Genomic DNA, 16,227 nt, shown 5'->3' with positions numbered 1-16,227 from the left:
CGTCGTTGGTGCCGTTGATGGTGATCGTCACCGTCTCAGTGTCGGTGGCACCGTCGCCATCGGTGACCGTCAGCTGATAGCTGAGCGTGATCGTCTCGCCCGCGTCGAGGAACTGCACCAGCGCGTTCGGCACCTGGTAGTTCCAACCACCGGCCGTCGCGGTGAGCCCCGCCGTCAGCGTGTCGATCTGCGCCTGCGTCAGCGTACCGCCGTTCCACACCGGCTGCCCGGCCGGCGTCGCTGTCACCGTCAGCGTCTCGTTGGCGTCAGCGTCGGAGACCGTGACCGTGCCACTCGTCGTCAGATTGCCGCCGACAACCGCGACGTCCTCGGTCACCTCGCCGCTTGTCGTCGCGGTGAGCACCGGCGCGTCGTTGGGATCGAGCAAGGCGGCCAACTGTTCCTCACCCGCCGGCGCGCCAAACTGAAGCGCGGTTGGGTCGAGCAGCCCTATAACCGACCCGGCATCGCCGATGCCGCCGCTAGCATCCGAAAAATTGCCGCCTCCGCTCTGGCCGGAGGCCACGCTGATGCCTCCATCGGGCCCTGCCGCAACGTTGATGCCGTTACCTTCGAGTACCGCGACGAGCGTCTCTTTCGGGATCTCGGCATCGCCAATAACAAAGGTGGGAATGTTCAGCGCCGCGTTCAGAATTCTGATCGTTGAGCCATCGGGCTGCTCCAGAACGATGTCGCTGCCGAAGACCTTAATCTGCTCAAGGGAGACACCCGCAGGAAGCCTGACGATATTGGAGGCATCCGCTTGGACGACGTCCGGCATTGGCTGTGCGGGAGTCGCGGCCTGGCCGCTGGCGACAGGCGCTCCGGTCGCCGGATCCAGCAACTGCGGCTCAGGCAGCTCGCCGCTTTGCGCTTGTGCGACGATGCGGTCTCCCCTAGCCGCGCCCCCTTCATCGGCCACGCTGTTTTCAGCCGTCGGCGCATACGCATCATCGGAAAGAACCATACCTTCGATTGCCATGTGTAGTATCCCCCAAGAATTCAGCGCAAGTAAACACATACAACTTTCGAAATCAATTCTTGAGGCAATCCTTAAATTGCGAAACTATATACCCTGTTATGCTGTGACGAGAAATTTCTTTCACAAGCGAACTAAGGACATATCATGATATGCATATCGGCGGCGTCGGGCGCTTCCACCATCGCAGCACTCGTTGACAACACGGCTCGGTTGCCGCTGAGCCTCGCATAAAAATAGGTAATATTGTTCCGTCGTTCGCGTCTTTTACACGGTGGGAATTGCGGTTTACACGAACTTCAACCGCAATCGTGACCCAATACCATATACATTTTGAATAAAATTTTATGCAAATTGTATTACTGCTCGATACGATAGATAATCCGTATAGCTTTACGGCACTTTTTCGTTTCCTTCGTAGAGTATCCCCATTCAACCGTGAGGTGCGGCAATGGGTAAGAAGAACTGGGCATGCTGCAGGACAGCTTGGAAAGTTGTAGCTTTGGCTGCGAGCCTCCTGTCCCCTTCAGCGACCTGGGCCGGCCAGCCCAGCGCGGCCTACCTCGGCACTCTGCAGCACATGATCGGCTTCGACTCGCCGGCAATTGCGGCCGCAATGGGCAACGCAGACACCTTCAGGAACAAGACGACGGAAACACTCAAAGCTCGACCGCAACAGGTGGCGGTGGTCACGCCGGCCAGCCCCCGCCTGAACGCGGCTTCGCAACCCAACTCCGTCGCCGTGTTCCAGTCGGTGGCCTTCCGTGTGTCGTCGATACCGGCAGCGCGGAAATGGAAAGCCGTATTTCCCTCGATAGCATCATCCGATTTTGCGCGGTGCAAACAGGCGAGCAGTTGCGGAGCAGCTGGAATACTTCAGACCTCCATCGAGGACACTGTTAGCCTTGGCTTTTACCAGAAGCTGAACGGCATCAATCGCGCAGTGAACCGGCTCGTTCGCTACGAACCGGATGCACAGAACTACGGTTCAAAGGATTATTGGGCATCCCCGAACGAGATTCTCGCCCGTGGCAAGGGCGACTGCGAGGACTACGCGATTCTCAAGATGGCCGCGCTGAAACAGGCCGGGCTTCCGCCACAGGCCATGTCGATCGTCGTGCTCCGCGACGTACGCCGCAATCTGTACCACGCTGTGCTTTCGGTAATGACCAGCCAAGGCTATTTCATACTCGACAACCTGAGCGACGACGTGAAGCTCGACCGCGCTCTGCCTGCCTACCAGCCTCTGTTTTCGGTCAGCCTGGATCGTGCATGGATCCATGGCATCAAGACTGGCGGCGACAAGCTTGCTTCAGCCGTCTCGCCGTTGCTGGACGTGATGCCCGGCGAGGGTGCGCTCCGATAGCGGGCCGGTGTAATTCGCCACCTTCACGCCGAGATGAAGCCGATAACCACATCCTGATCGAATAGTGACGCGAGCGCCGCGCTCAGACGACCGCGGGTGACGTGCTCGTTGATGCCGATCGTGAACCCTGCCGGCTGGGGTTCGCCGGGAGAAGCTCTCAACCGATCTACCAGCTCGGCAAACTGGACATCGAAGGAGAGCCTTAGGCCCTGCGCGGGCGGAGAGGACTGGAATCTTAGAAAGCGTGACTGAACGAAGGTGAGGAATGCAGGATTATAGGCAATGATGCGCTTGTCACCCGTCAATGCGAAGGCTGGCGATGGGCATGCGCGCACCTGCCCCGCGACGACCGCGAGCCCGCTGCGTTCCCGGGCGCCGGAAAGCTGCTCGCGCAAATAGCCTGTCGCGACGTAACGCAACCTCGCTGTCAAATTGCCTTCCCCATCCAGGGCCTGTTCACACTCGGAGACGATATCGGCGAGCTTGCAGCTTCTACGGGCGGCGAGTTCGGAAAGGCTCCACCAGTAGATTTCCTCGAGCTTTATCCCGCGCCGCTGTCCGCCAACGGTCACGACACGGAACCTGAGCGCACTCATGTCCTCTGCCGAAGAGGTCGGTTGCGTGACATTCATCTGCTTAACGCTCCCGGAAGGCTTCCTCGCGCGCCTTGTTGATGGGTTTCATCAGATAAGTGAGGATGGTCTTTTTGCCGGTCATGATGTCGACCGAAGCGATCATCCCAGGCATGATCGCGTATTCCCGTCCGTCCTTCACAAGCGCGGCGCTGTCGGTCTTGACCCGCACGAGATAGTAGGTCTCGCCGGTATTTTGATCGAGCAAACTGTCCGCACTCACCGTTTCGACCTCGCCGCCGAGGCCGCCATAAATCGAAAAGTCGTAGGCCGAAACTTTGATCAGAGCCGGCTGACCGGTACGAACGAAAGCGACATCGCGCGGCGAAAGGCGCGCTTCCACCAGCAATATTTCGGATGTCGGCACGACCCCGCCAATCACCGCGCCAGGTGTCACGTAGGCGCCTACGGTGTTGACCTCCAGCGTATTGATGATGCCGTCGACCGGCGATCGGATGTCGGTGTTCGCAACCCGGCTGCTGGCACCGCGGATCGTTTCCTCGATCACCGAGAGTTGCGATAGCGCCTCAGTCTTTTCCGCCAGAGCCTCTTGCCGCAGTTGCAGCGATAATTCGGTCACCTGCAGTGCGGCTTCTCTGATCGCCGCCTCCAGTCGTCCGGTCGATTCCTTTGACAGGGCGACTTGGCCGCGGGTGTCGGTCAACTCCTTCTCGACACGCAACAGTTCTGTTTGCGCGACCAGTTTGCGCTTGACCATCGGCGCCAGCAGTTCCTGTTCACGCTCCGTCACCTGGAGGCTTTCGGCCAGTCGCGTGATATTGGCTTGTGCTTCCGCGAGTTCCTTTTGGCGCTGACTATGACGCGCCTGCATGACCGAGAGCTTGTTGTTGAAATTGCCGGCCTTGGCCAGAAGCAACTGCTCCTCGTTGGCGCATATGCCTGGCGCCGCCTTGGCGATGTCGTCCGGGCACTTGTACGTTGACTCGTAGGCTCCTTCCTCTTCAAGCTCCAGCCGCGCTATCTGGGCGCGCAACGACCGCGCCTTGGCTTCGATCTCGCCGAGCGAGGATCCGCTGGCAGTATCATCGAGCCTGAGGATCAGATCGCCCCGGCGAACGACCTGGCCAACCTGGACGGCGATCTCGCGTACGATCCCGGGCTCGCTCGACTGGATGATCTGCGTCTTCGAAACGGGGATCACCTTGCCCTCGCCGCGAGCGATCTCGTCGACTTCAGCGATCGCGGCCCAGGCGACAAACGAGGTGATAAGAAGACCGATGACGAGCAGGCCTGCGCGCGCTGCAAGGGGTGGCTTTTCAGTCATGCCGGTGCCCCCCGCCGGTCGTGACCCCGTGTCCCTTCCGATGAAAGGAAAATCATGCGGTTGCCTCCGCCACAGGGCTGATCGAACCGGGCCGCTTCTGCAGCTGCTCGATAACTTGCGCCTTAGGGCCGTCGGCAACTATGCGACCACGGTCGAGAATCAGAAGCCGATCGACGAGGTTGAGCATGCTGTGACGGTGGGTGGAGATAAACAGGGTGACATCTCGGCCGAAAACACTGGAAAGCCGGTTGATCAGTTCTCGCTCGCTGGCCAGATCCATGGCGCCGGACGGCTCATCGAGGAAGACGATCTTCGGCTTGCGAAGCAGGATCCGCGCGATCGCCACTGCCTGGCGCTGTCCGCCGGAAAGCTGCGAGCCGCGTTCGCCGACCGGCATGTCGTAGCCGCGAGGGTGAGAGGAGACAAAATCGTCGACGCCGGCAAGCTTCGCCGCGGCCACCATTGCCTCGTCGCTCGCCGTCGGGTTCGCCATCAAGAGGTTCTCCTTGATGGTACCCGAGAACAGGTCCGAATTCTGGGAGACGAAGGATACCGCCGAGCGCACCACGGAGGGGTGCAGCTGCCGGATATCGACGCCATCGAGCAAGATCCGGCCCAAACTCGGAGGATAGAGCCCCGCTAACAGACGACCGATCGTCGTCTTGCCCGATCCAATGCGGCCGATGATGCCGACGCGCTCGCCCGCAGCTATGGTCACACTCATGTCGCTGACAACCTTGTGATCCGTCCCGGGATAGGCAAAGTCGACCTTCGCGAAGGTTACGCTGCCGTGGCGAATGTCGCGGTTGACGAAGCCGATCGTGTTGGGTCGGTCCTCGGGCTGTTCCATAATCGAGTTGAGAATGCGCAGCGACAGGAGCGCCTGGCGAAGTCGTGCCAGCGTCATGGCGATCTGGCCGAGCGGTGCGACCGCGCGGCCAGCCAGCATGCTGGCGGCAATGATTGCGCCGGATGAGATATTGCCCTGCGTGAATTCGTAGGCGCCGGCGACGACAATACACACGGTGACCAACTGCTGGATGAATTGCGTCGCGTGCGTGGCCCATGAAGATATCTGCTTGATTTGCTCGGACGTGTTCGAGGAGTGCTTCGCCAACTCGTTCCATCGGCGAAGAAGCTGCTTTTCCGAATGCAGCGTCTTCACTGTCTCGATCGCGCTGATGGTTTCGACAAGCAAGGATTGGCGCTGGGCGGATTCGTTCGAGGCGGCGGCAACGCGGCTACCGATCTTGTGCTGAGCGACATAGCCGATCAGCAGGCTGAAGATAAATGCGACCGCGGGCACGACCGCAATCCACCCGGCCACGGCATAGACCGCAGCAATGAAAACGAAAACAAAGAGGCTGTCTATGACCGTGCTCAGCGTATTCGAGGTAAAGAACTCGCGCACGAATTCGTACTGCATGGCGCGGTTGGCGTATTCGCCGGTCGAGTGCGGCCTGGACGCGAGGGTGGCGTGCAGGATTTTCTCGAACAGCATGTAGGAGAGCTTCAGATCGGCCTTGCGTCCAGCGTAGTCGATGAGCGCAGCCCGCACCGTCTTCAGCAGGAAATCAAAAAGGATGACGGCGCTGATACCCAGCGCCAGCACCCAGAGGGTCGCAATCGCTTTGTTGGGCAGAATGCGATCATAGACGTTCATCGTGAATAGCGGCGCCGCCAACGCAAGCACGTTGATGAAGAACGCGGCGAGCGCAACCTGAGCATAGGCTTGCCAGAAAGGTCGTATTGTCGCCGTCAACCAGTGTTTGCGGTCGATATTGCGTGCTTCGCCGACGCCCGGTCTGGTCGCGGCGTTCAAATAGGTCGCGGAGAACGATACGGCATAGGCGACCCTGTCGAGATGCAAATCCGGGAACCTGAGCACGGTGCCCTCGGCCGACGATACGGTGTTCGACAGACTCAGGACGCCATCCAAACCCTCTTCCAATAGCGCCGCCGCACGACCGTCGCGAAAGACGAGCAGCAGCGGAAATAGAAAATCACGGTTGGCGAGCGCGCGCGGTGAAACGATTTCTGTCTCCAGCCCGACGCGCTCGGCAATACGCGACACATCCTCGATGCTCGGCGAGCGGGCATCGAAAGGCACGTCCGAATAGAGTACTGTGTCGGAGGACGGCCGGTTCAAGAAGATGCAGATCTCCTTGAACGCCGTTGTAAAACCGGTCAAAGCCGGGCCGGTTTGCACTTGGGTTTCAACGCCTTGCATAATGACGACCGATCATGTGCCATAGCGACGGTCATCACTTTTGCTGGATCGGTGCGAGCAGGTCGAGCGGCAGATCATTCGTCTGGCGAGAAGGCACGCGGCGGTAGGTCTCCGTCGCGGGAGCTTCGGAAACGTTGAATTCCTTCCGCGCATAGGCTTCCGACTGCGCCGGTGCCTTGATTTCCGTGGTGGCGAGAAGTTGGCCCGTGGCCGCGAGCAGGCGATACTCGGCAAACAACGCGGCGTACTGCGCCGTCTTCGCAAGAACATTTGCATTGAAGCGCGCGTTCTGCGCTCCGAGAACGTCCAGCAGCGAACGTTGCCCGACGGCGAGTTGCTCGCGATAGGACGCCACCAGTTGGTCGTTCGCTTGCGCCTGCGCCTTCAGCGTGCGCGAGAGATCGTATTGGCTGGCGCGGCGCTCCCAGGAGATCCGGACGGCTTCCTCGACTTCACGATGCGCCTGGTGGAAGACGAGCCGCTGCTCGCTGGCGCGACGCATCTGCTCCTGTTCGTTGGCGATGTCGATACCGCCGCGATAGAGGTTCCACTTCGCGACGATGCGTGCCTGAGCATCCCAGGTATCTCCCGTCGAGCCGTCGATGTCCACTCCAGAGCGGATACGCCCCTCGGCAACGATCTCCGGCAGCATGTTCGATTTCGCCGCCTTGACCTGAGCGTCGGCGACGTTGATGTCAGCGTCGGCCGCCTTGATGCGCGGATTATTGGTCCGAGCAATACCGATTGCCGATTCCAGTGTCTGCGGCAGCGCAGCGGCGACCGATTTTGGCAGGGACGGTTTGGTCAGCGGCTGGCCAACGAGACGATTGAAGCTGATCTTGACCGTATCCAGCGCCTCTTCGGCTTCCTGCAGCCGGGCTTTCGCCGAAAGCAGGCGCTCGTCGGCCTGCTGGCGGTCCGCCTCGGTCAGCCTGCCACCCGAAATCAACGAGCTGATGTCGGAGCGAATCGACTGGTGGGCACCGAGGTTACGGCGTGCCTCTTCCACGATCTGCTGCTGGAGGATGTATTCGAAATACTCGCGAACGATCTGCAGCGCAATTGTTTCTGAGCGCTCCAGGACGCGGAAAGAGGCGCTGTCGACGCGCGCCGCCTGGCGCTCCAGCTCCGCGCGCCGGCCGCCGCCATCGAAGAGTTTCTGCGTAACGGTCAGACTGACGTCCGATGGATAGAGAGGGTCGTTTTCAATGGAAGCCAGTCGACGGCTGTCGTCCTCCAAGTGGCGGGCGCCGGTTGACGCCTCCAGATCGACACTCGGCAAATAAAGTCCACGCGCTTGTCGCAGCTCGAACTCGATCGCTTCGCGATTCTCTACCGACTGCCCGATCTCGGGGTTGGATTCGATTGCAATCTGGAGCGCTTCCCGCAGCGTCATTGCTTCCGTCGCGCCGCTAGCAAGCACGGTCGATGCGAGCAGAATGGAAAACAGTCCGCCCCTAAACGTCTTACCTAGTTTCAATTAATCCCCCTCGTCACGCCCGCAGGTTGAGCATGCATCAAAATCACTCAAAATTTGCGTTAAATAATACATTGGTAATAAAGGAGAGCCATTAATTTTTAGGGGCCCAAGGTCGCGCTCAAGCTTTGGCGGCATCATGTTGCAAAAATAGAACAAACCACCCGTACGTTGTAACGGTCCCAGGCGTATCAGGCTGACGGCAGCCGCATAAATCCGATGTCCTGAGCGGCCTCCGCGGTCACTGTAACACTCCCCGAAGCCGCGGCGCGATGCAGCCGTTCCAGGTCGATGCTGCCGTCGAACAAAACGCCGCCGACGCTGAGCGCAAGATCGACACCCTTGCCGTCCGCGGCGAAGTGCGAAGAAACCAACGCCTTGGTCAGGCGTGCACATACATGGTCAGCCTCGGCTTCAGTGGCGCCGATGAGCAGCACATCGAAGCTCGCCGGTCCGGTTCGTGCGACGATGTCGTCGCGGCGAATGGAGGTGCTGATGGTGGAGGCGACGAATTGCAAAAGCTCGTCGCTCCATTGCGGACCAAAGCTCGCGCCCATGTCGTCGAGATTGTTGATACGCACATGAATGAGGGCGCCCTGCAGCGAATCGCCCGAACGGCGGCGCCGGCGCTCCAGTCCACTCACGTGCTGGACAAGTCCGCGACCGGTAACGCAACCGGTCGCGCCGTCATGTGCGGCAAGATGATTGATTTGATTCCGCAGTCGTTCGGCGCGCCGAAACTGTACGGCGGCGACCACGATCAATGGGATACCCATCAGCAACGATACCAATCCCGCGCTGACCAAGGCGGCAACATAGGGGCTATCGTGAAGCGCCGCCAGACTGAGATAAGTCAACAACTGGGCAAGGACAGCAAAGCCGGCAATGCCGCCGAGAGCATAGCGCGCCACCCGCCAGTCCTTCTGCCCTTTGAACGGTATTTGCCTCTGCATTCATCCAGCTCCCGATTCCCTGAGGATACTCGGTCTAGCGCAGCTTTGTGGATATTCCCTTTGCTGTTTGTCTACAAGTTTATGCAAGTGGCTCAAATCACCCGGAAATGGATCAAAACGGCATAGGATCAGATGGTTGCCGCTCGACCGACGCCCGCCCTCACCCGCGCAGGCCCGGCGCCTCCTGCCCCGTGCGCTCCACGTATTCGGTATAACCGCCGCTGTATTGATGGATGCCATCCGGCGTGAGCTCCAGCACTCGATTGGAAAGCGCCGACAGGAAATGGCGATCGTGCGAGACGAACATCATGGTGCCCTCGTAAGCCGAGAGCGCCGTGATCAGCATCTCCTTCGTGTCGAGGTCGAGGTGATTGGTCGGCTCGTCGAGGACGAGGAAGTTCGGCGGGTCGAACAGCATCGCGGCCATCACCAGCCGCGCCTTCTCGCCGCCGGAGAGCACTCGGCAACGCTTCTCGACGTCATCGCCGGAAAAGCCGAAACAGCCGGCCAGCGCTCTGAGCGGGGCCTGTCCGGCCTTCGGAAAGCGCTCCTCCAGCCATTGCAGTATGGTGCTGTCGCCATCCAGCAGGTCCATCGAATGCTGGGCGAAATAGCCGAGCTTGACGCTGGCGCCGAGTGACACTTTACCTTTGTCCGGCGTGGCGGTGCCGGTGACCAGCTTGAGCAGTGTCGACTTGCCGGCGCCGTTTATGCCCATGATGCACCAGCGTTCACGCCGGCGCACCATGAAGTCGAGGCCATCATAGATCGTCCGGCTGCCATAGGCCTTATGGACATTCCTGAGGTTGACGACGTCTTCGCCGGAGCGCGGAGCCGGCAGGAATTCAAAGGCGACCGTCTGGCGCCGGCGCGGAGGCTCGACGCGGTCGATCTTTTCGAGCTTCTTTACGCGGCTTTGAACCTGCGAAGCGTGAGAGGCGCGGGCCTTGAAGCGTTCAATGAACTTGATCTCCTTGGCGAGCATCGCCTGCTGGCGCTCGAACTGCGCTTGCTGTTGCCTCTCGTTCAGCGCCCGCTGTCCTTCATAGAAGCCATAATCGCCGGAATAGGTCGTCAGCGTGCCGCCGTCGATCTCGATGATCTTGGTGACGATCCGGTTCATGAACTCGCGATCATGGGACGTCATCAGCAGCGCGCCGTCATAGCCTTTCAGGAATTCTTCCAGCCAGATCAGGCTTTCGAGATCGAGATGGTTGCTCGGCTCGTCGAGCAGCATGACGTCAGGGCGCATCAGCAGGATGCGGGCGAGCGCCACGCGCATCTTCCAGCCGCCCGACAGCTTGGAAACATCGCCGTCCATCATTTCCTGGCTGAAGCTCAGTCCGGCCAGAACCTCGCGGGCACGTCCCTCCAATGCGTAGCCATCTAGCTCCTCGTAGCGCGCCTGCACCTCGCCGTAGCGATCGATGATCGCATCCATTTCATCCATTCGATCCGGATCCGACATGGCCGCCTCGAGCTCGCGCAGCTCCGCCGCCACGGCGCTGACCGGTCCTGCCCCTTCCATCACCTCGGCGACTGCCGAACGCCCGGCCATCTCGCCGACGTCTTGATCGAAATAGCCGATCGTCATCCCCTTCTCGACCGAGACCTGTCCCTCGTCGGGCAGTTCCTCGCCGGTGATCATCCGAAAGAGGGTCGTTTTTCCCGCCCCGTTCGGGCCGACAAGACCAATCTTCTCGCCACGGTTCAACGCTGCCGAGGCTTCGATGTAGAGGATGCGGTGACTGTTGGATTTGCTGATATTATCGATACGGATCATAGGGAGGACGGCCTGGTGGGGTTGCGGGCATCCCTATGCCATGGGTTGGTGCAGCTGTCACGCAATCCGGCGCATTCTCTGTGCGTCCATCCCACTCCGGTTTACATTTGCCGTCTGCGCCCTAGGTCACGCTGTATTGATGTCGGCAGAGACCGGCATGTCGCCCGGCGCGGTGAGCCTTTAAGCCCTCGCGACCACAACGTTCCTCAACATCTACCGAGAGACAGATATGACTGAAGTCAAGAACGGCGACGTCGTTCGCATTCACTATACCGCCAAGCTTGCCGACGGCACGGCAATCGAATCCTCGCAGGGCCGGGAGCCGCTCGAAGTTCTGGTGGGTGCAGGCCAGATCATTCCCGGGCTCGACCGCGAGATCAGCGGCATGGCCGTCGGCGAGATGAACACCGTGGCCATTCCTGCAGAGGACGCCTATGGCCCACATGACGATACCCAAGTGCAGATGGTGCCGCGTTCCGCTGTCCCTGAAGGGGTCGAGATCGGGACCAGGCTCCAAGCGACCGCGCCGGATGGCCGTCAGATGGCGCTCACCATTACCAGGGTTGATGACGAACAAGTGACAGTGGATGGCAATCATCCGCTCGCCGGCCAGGATCTGGTCTTCGACGTCACGGTCGTGGAAATCCTCAATACGTAGGCAGCTTGCAGAAAGACCACGGATTGCCGTGCATACTGTCGGACGACGGCTCAATAGCCGTATCGGGCCATCGTCGGACCTGGAAGGCGCTTGCGCCGGAAGGGCTGGGCTGTCGAAGGAGATCCGCGATCGAATTCAGAACCACACACTCCAGGACGTTAGCTCCAAGAACTATGGCCGGCGGAACTACATACCGGAGAAGCGCGCCGCGATGAAAAAATGGAACGCCTTCGTTAAAAAGCCACTAGGCAAAAAGCGCTCTAAAGCAGTCGCTTGATACAACGTACTCAGTTCCGCGGAATTCCGGCCATGGCCAAGTGACCAAGACCGCAAAAGGTCGAGGTTGCAGGATCGCGCGCTTGATGCGGCTGTGATGCTGGACGACCGCAGAGTGTCGAGAACCGGGGGCGGCCTTGCTCCTTGCTCCGTAACCATGCCCTAGATCCAGTTCCTGTTCACTCGACACGCTCCACCCGCAGCAGCGCAGCGGGAAGTGCGCTCTGGCGATGCTGTCGAAGCACCGCCGTGATTGGCCCATTGACTTAAGCTCCCGCTAAATGCTAGGGAGTTGGGTAATCGATTACTCAGGTGAAGCCGTGACCATTTCGCTGACCGACATAGCCGAGCGCGCGGGCGTCTCCGTCAAGACCGTGTCCGGGGCGCTGCACGGCGGTTCGGCTCGCATGTCCGAGGAAACTCGGCAGCGGATCAAGGAAATCGCCGAGGAACTCGGCTATGTCACCAATCTCGCCGCGCGCAGCATGCGGCAGGGCTGGATGCCGCTGATCGGCGTCGTTGCCGACGAGTTGATCACCTCGCCTTTCGCCACCGAAATCATTCGCGGGCTCGATGGCGCGGCGCGAGCCTCGGACATGGCGGTCTTCGCGATGACACTCAGCGGCCGCCGCGACGTCGCCTCCGTGATTGAGGAAGTCCGCCGTTTCCGGCCGCGGGCGATCGCCTATGCGGCCATGTACCACAAGATCGTTTCCCTCCCGGAAGAGTTCGCCGGCACGGTCGGCGTGATGATCAATTGCCGCGAAGCGAGCGACCGGGTGACCTCGCTCGTGCCGGACGAAGTCGGCGCTGCGCACGAGATCACCAGCTATCTGGTCGACGCCGGGCGCCGCAACATCGCCTTCATCAACCTGCCCGGCCTGCTCGCCGGAGAATTGCGCGAGGCCGGCTTTCGCCAGGCGCTGAGCGAGGCGGGACTGGATGGCGCCGGAGCGCGCGTGCTGCCGGCTGTGCGCCACGCCACCTACAACGACCGCGCGCACAGCCTCGTTCTTTCCCATATTACCGAACTGATGAGCGGACCGACGCCGCCAGATGCGATCCTGTGCGGCAACGACCGCGTCGCGATGGAGGTCTATGCCGCGCTGAGAAGAGTTGGCGCCGAGATCCCGGACGATGTCGCCGTCGCCAGTTTCGACAATCAGGTCGACATCGCTTCGCGCCTCGATCCACCCTTGACCACCATGGCCCTGCCGCATCGTGCAATGGGGCGTCTCGCGGCAGATATCCTGCTTAGCGCCGATGCCGTGCCCGGAGAGGTGCGTAAGCTGCCGTTCCAGCTGGTGGAGCGGTCATCCGTTTAGAATTTAGTTGCAGCATAAAGGCCCGTTGAGGAGGAGTGACAATGATGGGTAAACGTTTACTTTCAATGCTGGTCGCATCCACCGCTCTGATCGCGGCGCATGCCGAGGCCAAGACCGTCATCCATGTGATGCATCAGGGCGATCCCGGCTGGGTTGCCACCTATGGCGAGGTCGCCAAGCGCTTCGAGGCCGCCAATCCGGATGTGGACATCGAACTGATCTACGCGCCGCACGATGCCTACAACGAGAAGTTCAGCGCCGCCGTCATGTCCAAGCAATTGCCGGACGTCATGGAACTCGATGCGCCCTTCCTCGCCAACTATGTGTGGTCGGGTTACCTGCAGCCGATCAAGCCTTTGATCGACCAGGATATCCTCGACGATATGACGGAGTCAAACATCGCGCAGGGTACCTATCCGGTCGACAAAGACCTTTATGCCGTCGGCCTCACCGACTCCTCGGTCGTTCTCTACGGCAACAGGAAATATCTGGAGGCGATCGGCGCCCGCATCCCGAAATCTGTGGACGACGCCTGGACGCGCGAGGAATTCGAAGGCTACCTCGAGAAGCTGTCGAAGCTCGAGGGCGTCAAATGGCCGATCGACACGTTCCGCGGTTACGGCATCAAGACCGAGTGGATCACCTATGCCTATGGCCCGATCCTGCAATCGGCCGGCTGCGACCTGATCGACCGGCGGAGCTGGAAATCCGTCGGAACGCTCGACAGCGATCCGTGCGTCGATGCGCTGACGATGATGCAGACGTGGGTCAAGAACGGCTGGGTCGTGCCGCAGTCCTCGGGCACCAACCAGTTCTTCGCCGAAGGCCATCCGGCCGCACTGGCGTTCGGCGGGCACTGGTTTTACGCGGAAGCCGCTGCCTCGATGAAGGACGACATCGTCGTCATGCCGCTGCCGAAGTTCGGACCGAAAGGCGCCAGCCCGAACGGCACCTGGATCTGGGGCATCACCACCGCGTCCGAACACCCCGACATTGCCGGCAAATTCGTGAGCTTCATGCTGAAGGACAAGCAGTTCCGCGATTACGCCAAGGAGGACTCCGCCTATCCGGGGCTCAAGAGCTTCGCCGCCGATTCACCCTTGTACGCCGCCGGCGGGCCGATGGCCGTTGCCTTCGAACAGGCCTCCAAGACCGCGGTCGCACGGCCACCGCATCCGGCCTATCCGATGATCACCTCGGCCTTCATGGGAGCCGTCGACGAGATCTTCAACCGGGGCGACGTCAAAGCCGCACTTACGGCCGCGGCCGAGAAGATCGACGAAGATATCGAAGAGAACGACGGTTATCCGCCCTTCGACGAGCAACAGTGACGCGATGAGACGGCCTCGCAGCAAGGATGCTGCGAGGCCGCGCTCGCTCGCCGTCATTGCCGGGCTTTCGACGCCAGACGCGATCTGAATGAGGAGGAGACCATGACTTTGCAGCAACCGGCGCTAGCGGCGACGGCAGTCGCGGCGCGACCCGCCATACGCCGGGACAGGAGTCGCCTGCTCCAGGAGATCGGCATGCTTGCGCCGGCAGTGGCGCTGCTGACGATCTTCCTCATCGTACCGTTCCTGCTGTCGTTCTGGACGGCGATGACCAATCAGCCGCTGGTGCCGCGCCCGACGCCGGTCCGCTTCATCGGCCTCACCAATTTCCTCAGAATCTTCAAGGACGACCTGTTCTGGACGTCGCTCTGGAACGTTTCGCGCTTCACCTTCTGGGTGCTGCCGGTGCAATGCGGCCTGGCGTTCGCGACGGCGCTGCTGTTGCACCAGAAGCTGCCGTTCCGGAATTTCTTCCGCGGCCTCTTCTTCTTGCCTGCCATCACCTCGATGGTCGTCGTCTGCGTCATCTGGGGAACGCTGTTCCAATATCCGACGGGACCGCTCAATCAGGTGATCGGTTTCCTTTCCGGCGGACGCATCCAGCCGATCGACTGGCTCGGCGATCCCAATTGGGCGATGTTCTCGATTGTGCTCCTGTCGGCCTGGCAAGCCTACGGTTTCCAGATGATTGTCTATCTCGCCGGTTTGCAGGGTATTCCGGATGAGCTTTACGATGCCGCCCGGATCGACGGTGCCAATGCCATTCAGCGTTTCTGGCACGTCACCATGCCGGGCCTGAGGCCCACGCATGTCTTCGTCCTGGTGATCACCACGATCCAGGCCTTCAAGCTCTACACCCAGGTCGCGATCCTGACCCAGGGCGGCCCGAAAAGCAGCACCGAAACCGTGGTGCACTACATGGTGCGCGCCGGCTTCGAGGAGCAGAAGCTCGGCTATGCCTCGGCTGTGTCGGTCATCCTCTTCCTGATCGTTCTCGTCATCGCGCTCGTGCAGCGTCAACTTCTGAGGCGTTACGATGTCTGATCTCGCTATTTCCACCTTGCGGACGGAGGTCAAGCGTGAGCGCTCCGCGTTCGGTTCGCTGCGCATGGTGCAGACGGCCTGCATCTTCATCATCGCCCTCGTCGTCGTCTCGCCGCTCTTCATGCTGGTCATCGCGAGCCTGAAGGACGACCGCTTCCAGATTCTGGCCGACATGGGCAGTTTCCGGGCCTTCTGGGTGTCGAATCCGACGCTTGCGAATTTCGCCGAGGTAGGCAATCTCTCGGGCGAACTCGCCTTCGGGCGCTATCTGCTGAATTCGCTGTTTATCCTGGCCACCACCGTGGGCGCCGGTCTGATCGTCAACTCGATGGCAGGGTTCGTGCTTGCCTGGGGTTCGTTGCGTGGCCGCGCACTGATCCTCTCGCTCGTCATCGCGCTCTATGTGATCCCGCAGGAAAGCATCATCATGCCGCTCGTCATCATGGTGTCACGCGCCGGCATGACCGACACTTTCGCTGTCCAGATCGTGCCCTGGGTCGCAAGCCCGCTCTATATCTTTCTGTTCCACCAGTTCTTCGCCCAGCTCCCGAAGGAGCTCTTCGAAGCCGCCGAGATGGATGGCGCGTCGGTGTTCCGCATCTACCGGTCGATCTTCCTGCCCTTGAGCCTGCCGGCCCTTGCGACCGTCTCCATCCTGATGGGGATCGAGACCTGGAACCAATATCTCTGGCCGATCCTGGTGACGCAGACCGACTATGCCCGGCCGATCGCCGTCGCCATCGCGACCTTCTTCGGCCAGGACAGCATCTTCTGGGACCGCGCCATGGCGGCCTCCGTCCTGATGATGATCCCGATCCTCGCCCTCTATCTCGCCTTCCAGCGCTGGTTCGTAAGTTCCTTTGTTGGCTCCGCCGTGAAAGGTTGATC

General features: G+C 60.7%; 13 protein-coding genes and 1 pseudogene. 7 read left to right on the top strand and 7 right to left on the bottom strand.

What is annotated here, in order from left to right:
* Window positions 1-982, bottom strand: a 982-nt coding sequence (locus QN219_RS17940; RefSeq protein ID WP_284001125.1) for a VCBS domain-containing protein, incomplete at its 3' end; no start/stop codon positions are given.
* Between the two features lie 499 nt (window positions 983-1,481).
* On the opposite strand from QN219_RS17940, the gene QN219_RS17935 reads away from it, so the two are divergent.
* A complete protein-coding gene (locus QN219_RS17935; RefSeq protein WP_284001124.1) occupies window positions 1,482-2,345 on the top strand; it encodes a transglutaminase-like cysteine peptidase in 864 nt (287 codons plus the stop codon).
* Window positions 2,346-2,368: 23 nt separating this feature from the next.
* On the opposite strand, the gene QN219_RS17930 is transcribed toward QN219_RS17935, so the two are convergent.
* The 6 genes from QN219_RS17930 to abc-f all read right to left on the bottom strand — a co-directional run bounded on the left by QN219_RS17930 (window position 2,369) and on the right by abc-f (window position 10,705).
* On the bottom strand, window positions 2,369-2,977 hold the full coding sequence (locus QN219_RS17930) for a ribbon-helix-helix domain-containing protein (RefSeq protein ID WP_284001123.1): 609 nt from the start codon (window positions 2,975-2,977) through the stop codon (window positions 2,369-2,371).
* 4 nt (window positions 2,978-2,981) lie between these two features.
* The gene (locus QN219_RS17925; protein ID WP_284001122.1) at window positions 2,982-4,262 is read right to left on the bottom strand and encodes an HlyD family type I secretion periplasmic adaptor subunit; all 1,281 of its coding nucleotides are present in this window, start codon (window positions 4,260-4,262) and stop codon (window positions 2,982-2,984) included.
* Between the two features lie 52 nt (window positions 4,263-4,314).
* On the bottom strand, window positions 4,315-6,492 hold the full coding sequence (locus QN219_RS17920) for a type I secretion system permease/ATPase (RefSeq protein ID WP_284001121.1): 2,178 nt from the start codon (window positions 6,490-6,492) through the stop codon (window positions 4,315-4,317).
* Between the two features lie 34 nt (window positions 6,493-6,526).
* Window positions 6,527-7,972: a TolC family outer membrane protein gene (locus tag QN219_RS17915; RefSeq protein ID WP_405052163.1), complete on the bottom strand. Its 1,446-nt coding sequence runs from the start codon at window positions 7,970-7,972 to the stop codon at window positions 6,527-6,529.
* A gap of 188 nt (window positions 7,973-8,160) precedes the next feature.
* Window positions 8,161-8,922, bottom strand: a complete 762-nt coding sequence (locus QN219_RS17910; RefSeq protein WP_284001119.1) for a diguanylate cyclase domain-containing protein — start codon at window positions 8,920-8,922, stop codon at window positions 8,161-8,163.
* Window positions 8,923-9,082: 160 nt separating this feature from the next.
* Window positions 9,083-10,705, bottom strand: a complete 1,623-nt coding sequence (abc-f, locus tag QN219_RS17905) for a ribosomal protection-like ABC-F family protein (RefSeq protein WP_284001118.1) — start codon at window positions 10,703-10,705, stop codon at window positions 9,083-9,085.
* A 229-nt stretch (window positions 10,706-10,934) separates the two neighbouring features.
* On the opposite strand from abc-f, the gene QN219_RS17900 reads away from it, so the two are divergent.
* From QN219_RS17900 to QN219_RS17875, 6 genes and pseudogenes are all read left to right on the top strand, one after another.
* Entirely contained in the window at window positions 10,935-11,363 is a 429-nt protein-coding gene (locus QN219_RS17900; protein WP_284001117.1) for a peptidylprolyl isomerase, read from the top strand.
* A gap of 71 nt (window positions 11,364-11,434) precedes the next feature.
* Window positions 11,435-11,640, top strand: a pseudogene (locus QN219_RS17895) (site-specific integrase); the annotation flags it as partial.
* Window positions 11,641-11,959: 319 nt separating this feature from the next.
* Window positions 11,960-12,964, top strand: coding sequence for a LacI family DNA-binding transcriptional regulator (locus tag QN219_RS17890; protein ID WP_284001116.1), 1,005 nt, complete (start codon window positions 11,960-11,962; stop codon window positions 12,962-12,964).
* A gap of 44 nt (window positions 12,965-13,008) precedes the next feature.
* Window positions 13,009-14,295 carry a sugar ABC transporter substrate-binding protein gene (locus tag QN219_RS17885; RefSeq protein WP_284001115.1) on the top strand — a complete coding sequence of 429 codons (1,287 nt, stop codon included), beginning with the start codon at window positions 13,009-13,011 and terminating at the stop codon, window positions 14,293-14,295.
* A 102-nt stretch (window positions 14,296-14,397) separates the two neighbouring features.
* Window positions 14,398-15,339 (top strand): sugar ABC transporter permease, encoded by a 942-nt coding sequence (locus QN219_RS17880; RefSeq protein WP_284001114.1) that lies wholly within the window; start codon window positions 14,398-14,400, stop codon window positions 15,337-15,339.
* The gene (locus tag QN219_RS17875; RefSeq protein ID WP_284001112.1) at window positions 15,332-16,225 is read left to right on the top strand and encodes a carbohydrate ABC transporter permease; all 894 of its coding nucleotides are present in this window, start codon (window positions 15,332-15,334) and stop codon (window positions 16,223-16,225) included. Before QN219_RS17880 ends, QN219_RS17875 begins: the two co-directional genes overlap by 8 nt.
* The last annotated feature ends 2 nt before the right edge of the window (window positions 16,226-16,227 follow it).

It is taken from the genome of Sinorhizobium sp. 8-89, from assembly GCF_030124325.1.
GTDB lineage: Bacteria > Pseudomonadota > Alphaproteobacteria > Rhizobiales > Rhizobiaceae > Sinorhizobium.
The sequence above is the reverse complement of the archived record's forward strand: the minus strand, read 5'-3'. Positions and strand labels throughout refer to the sequence as shown.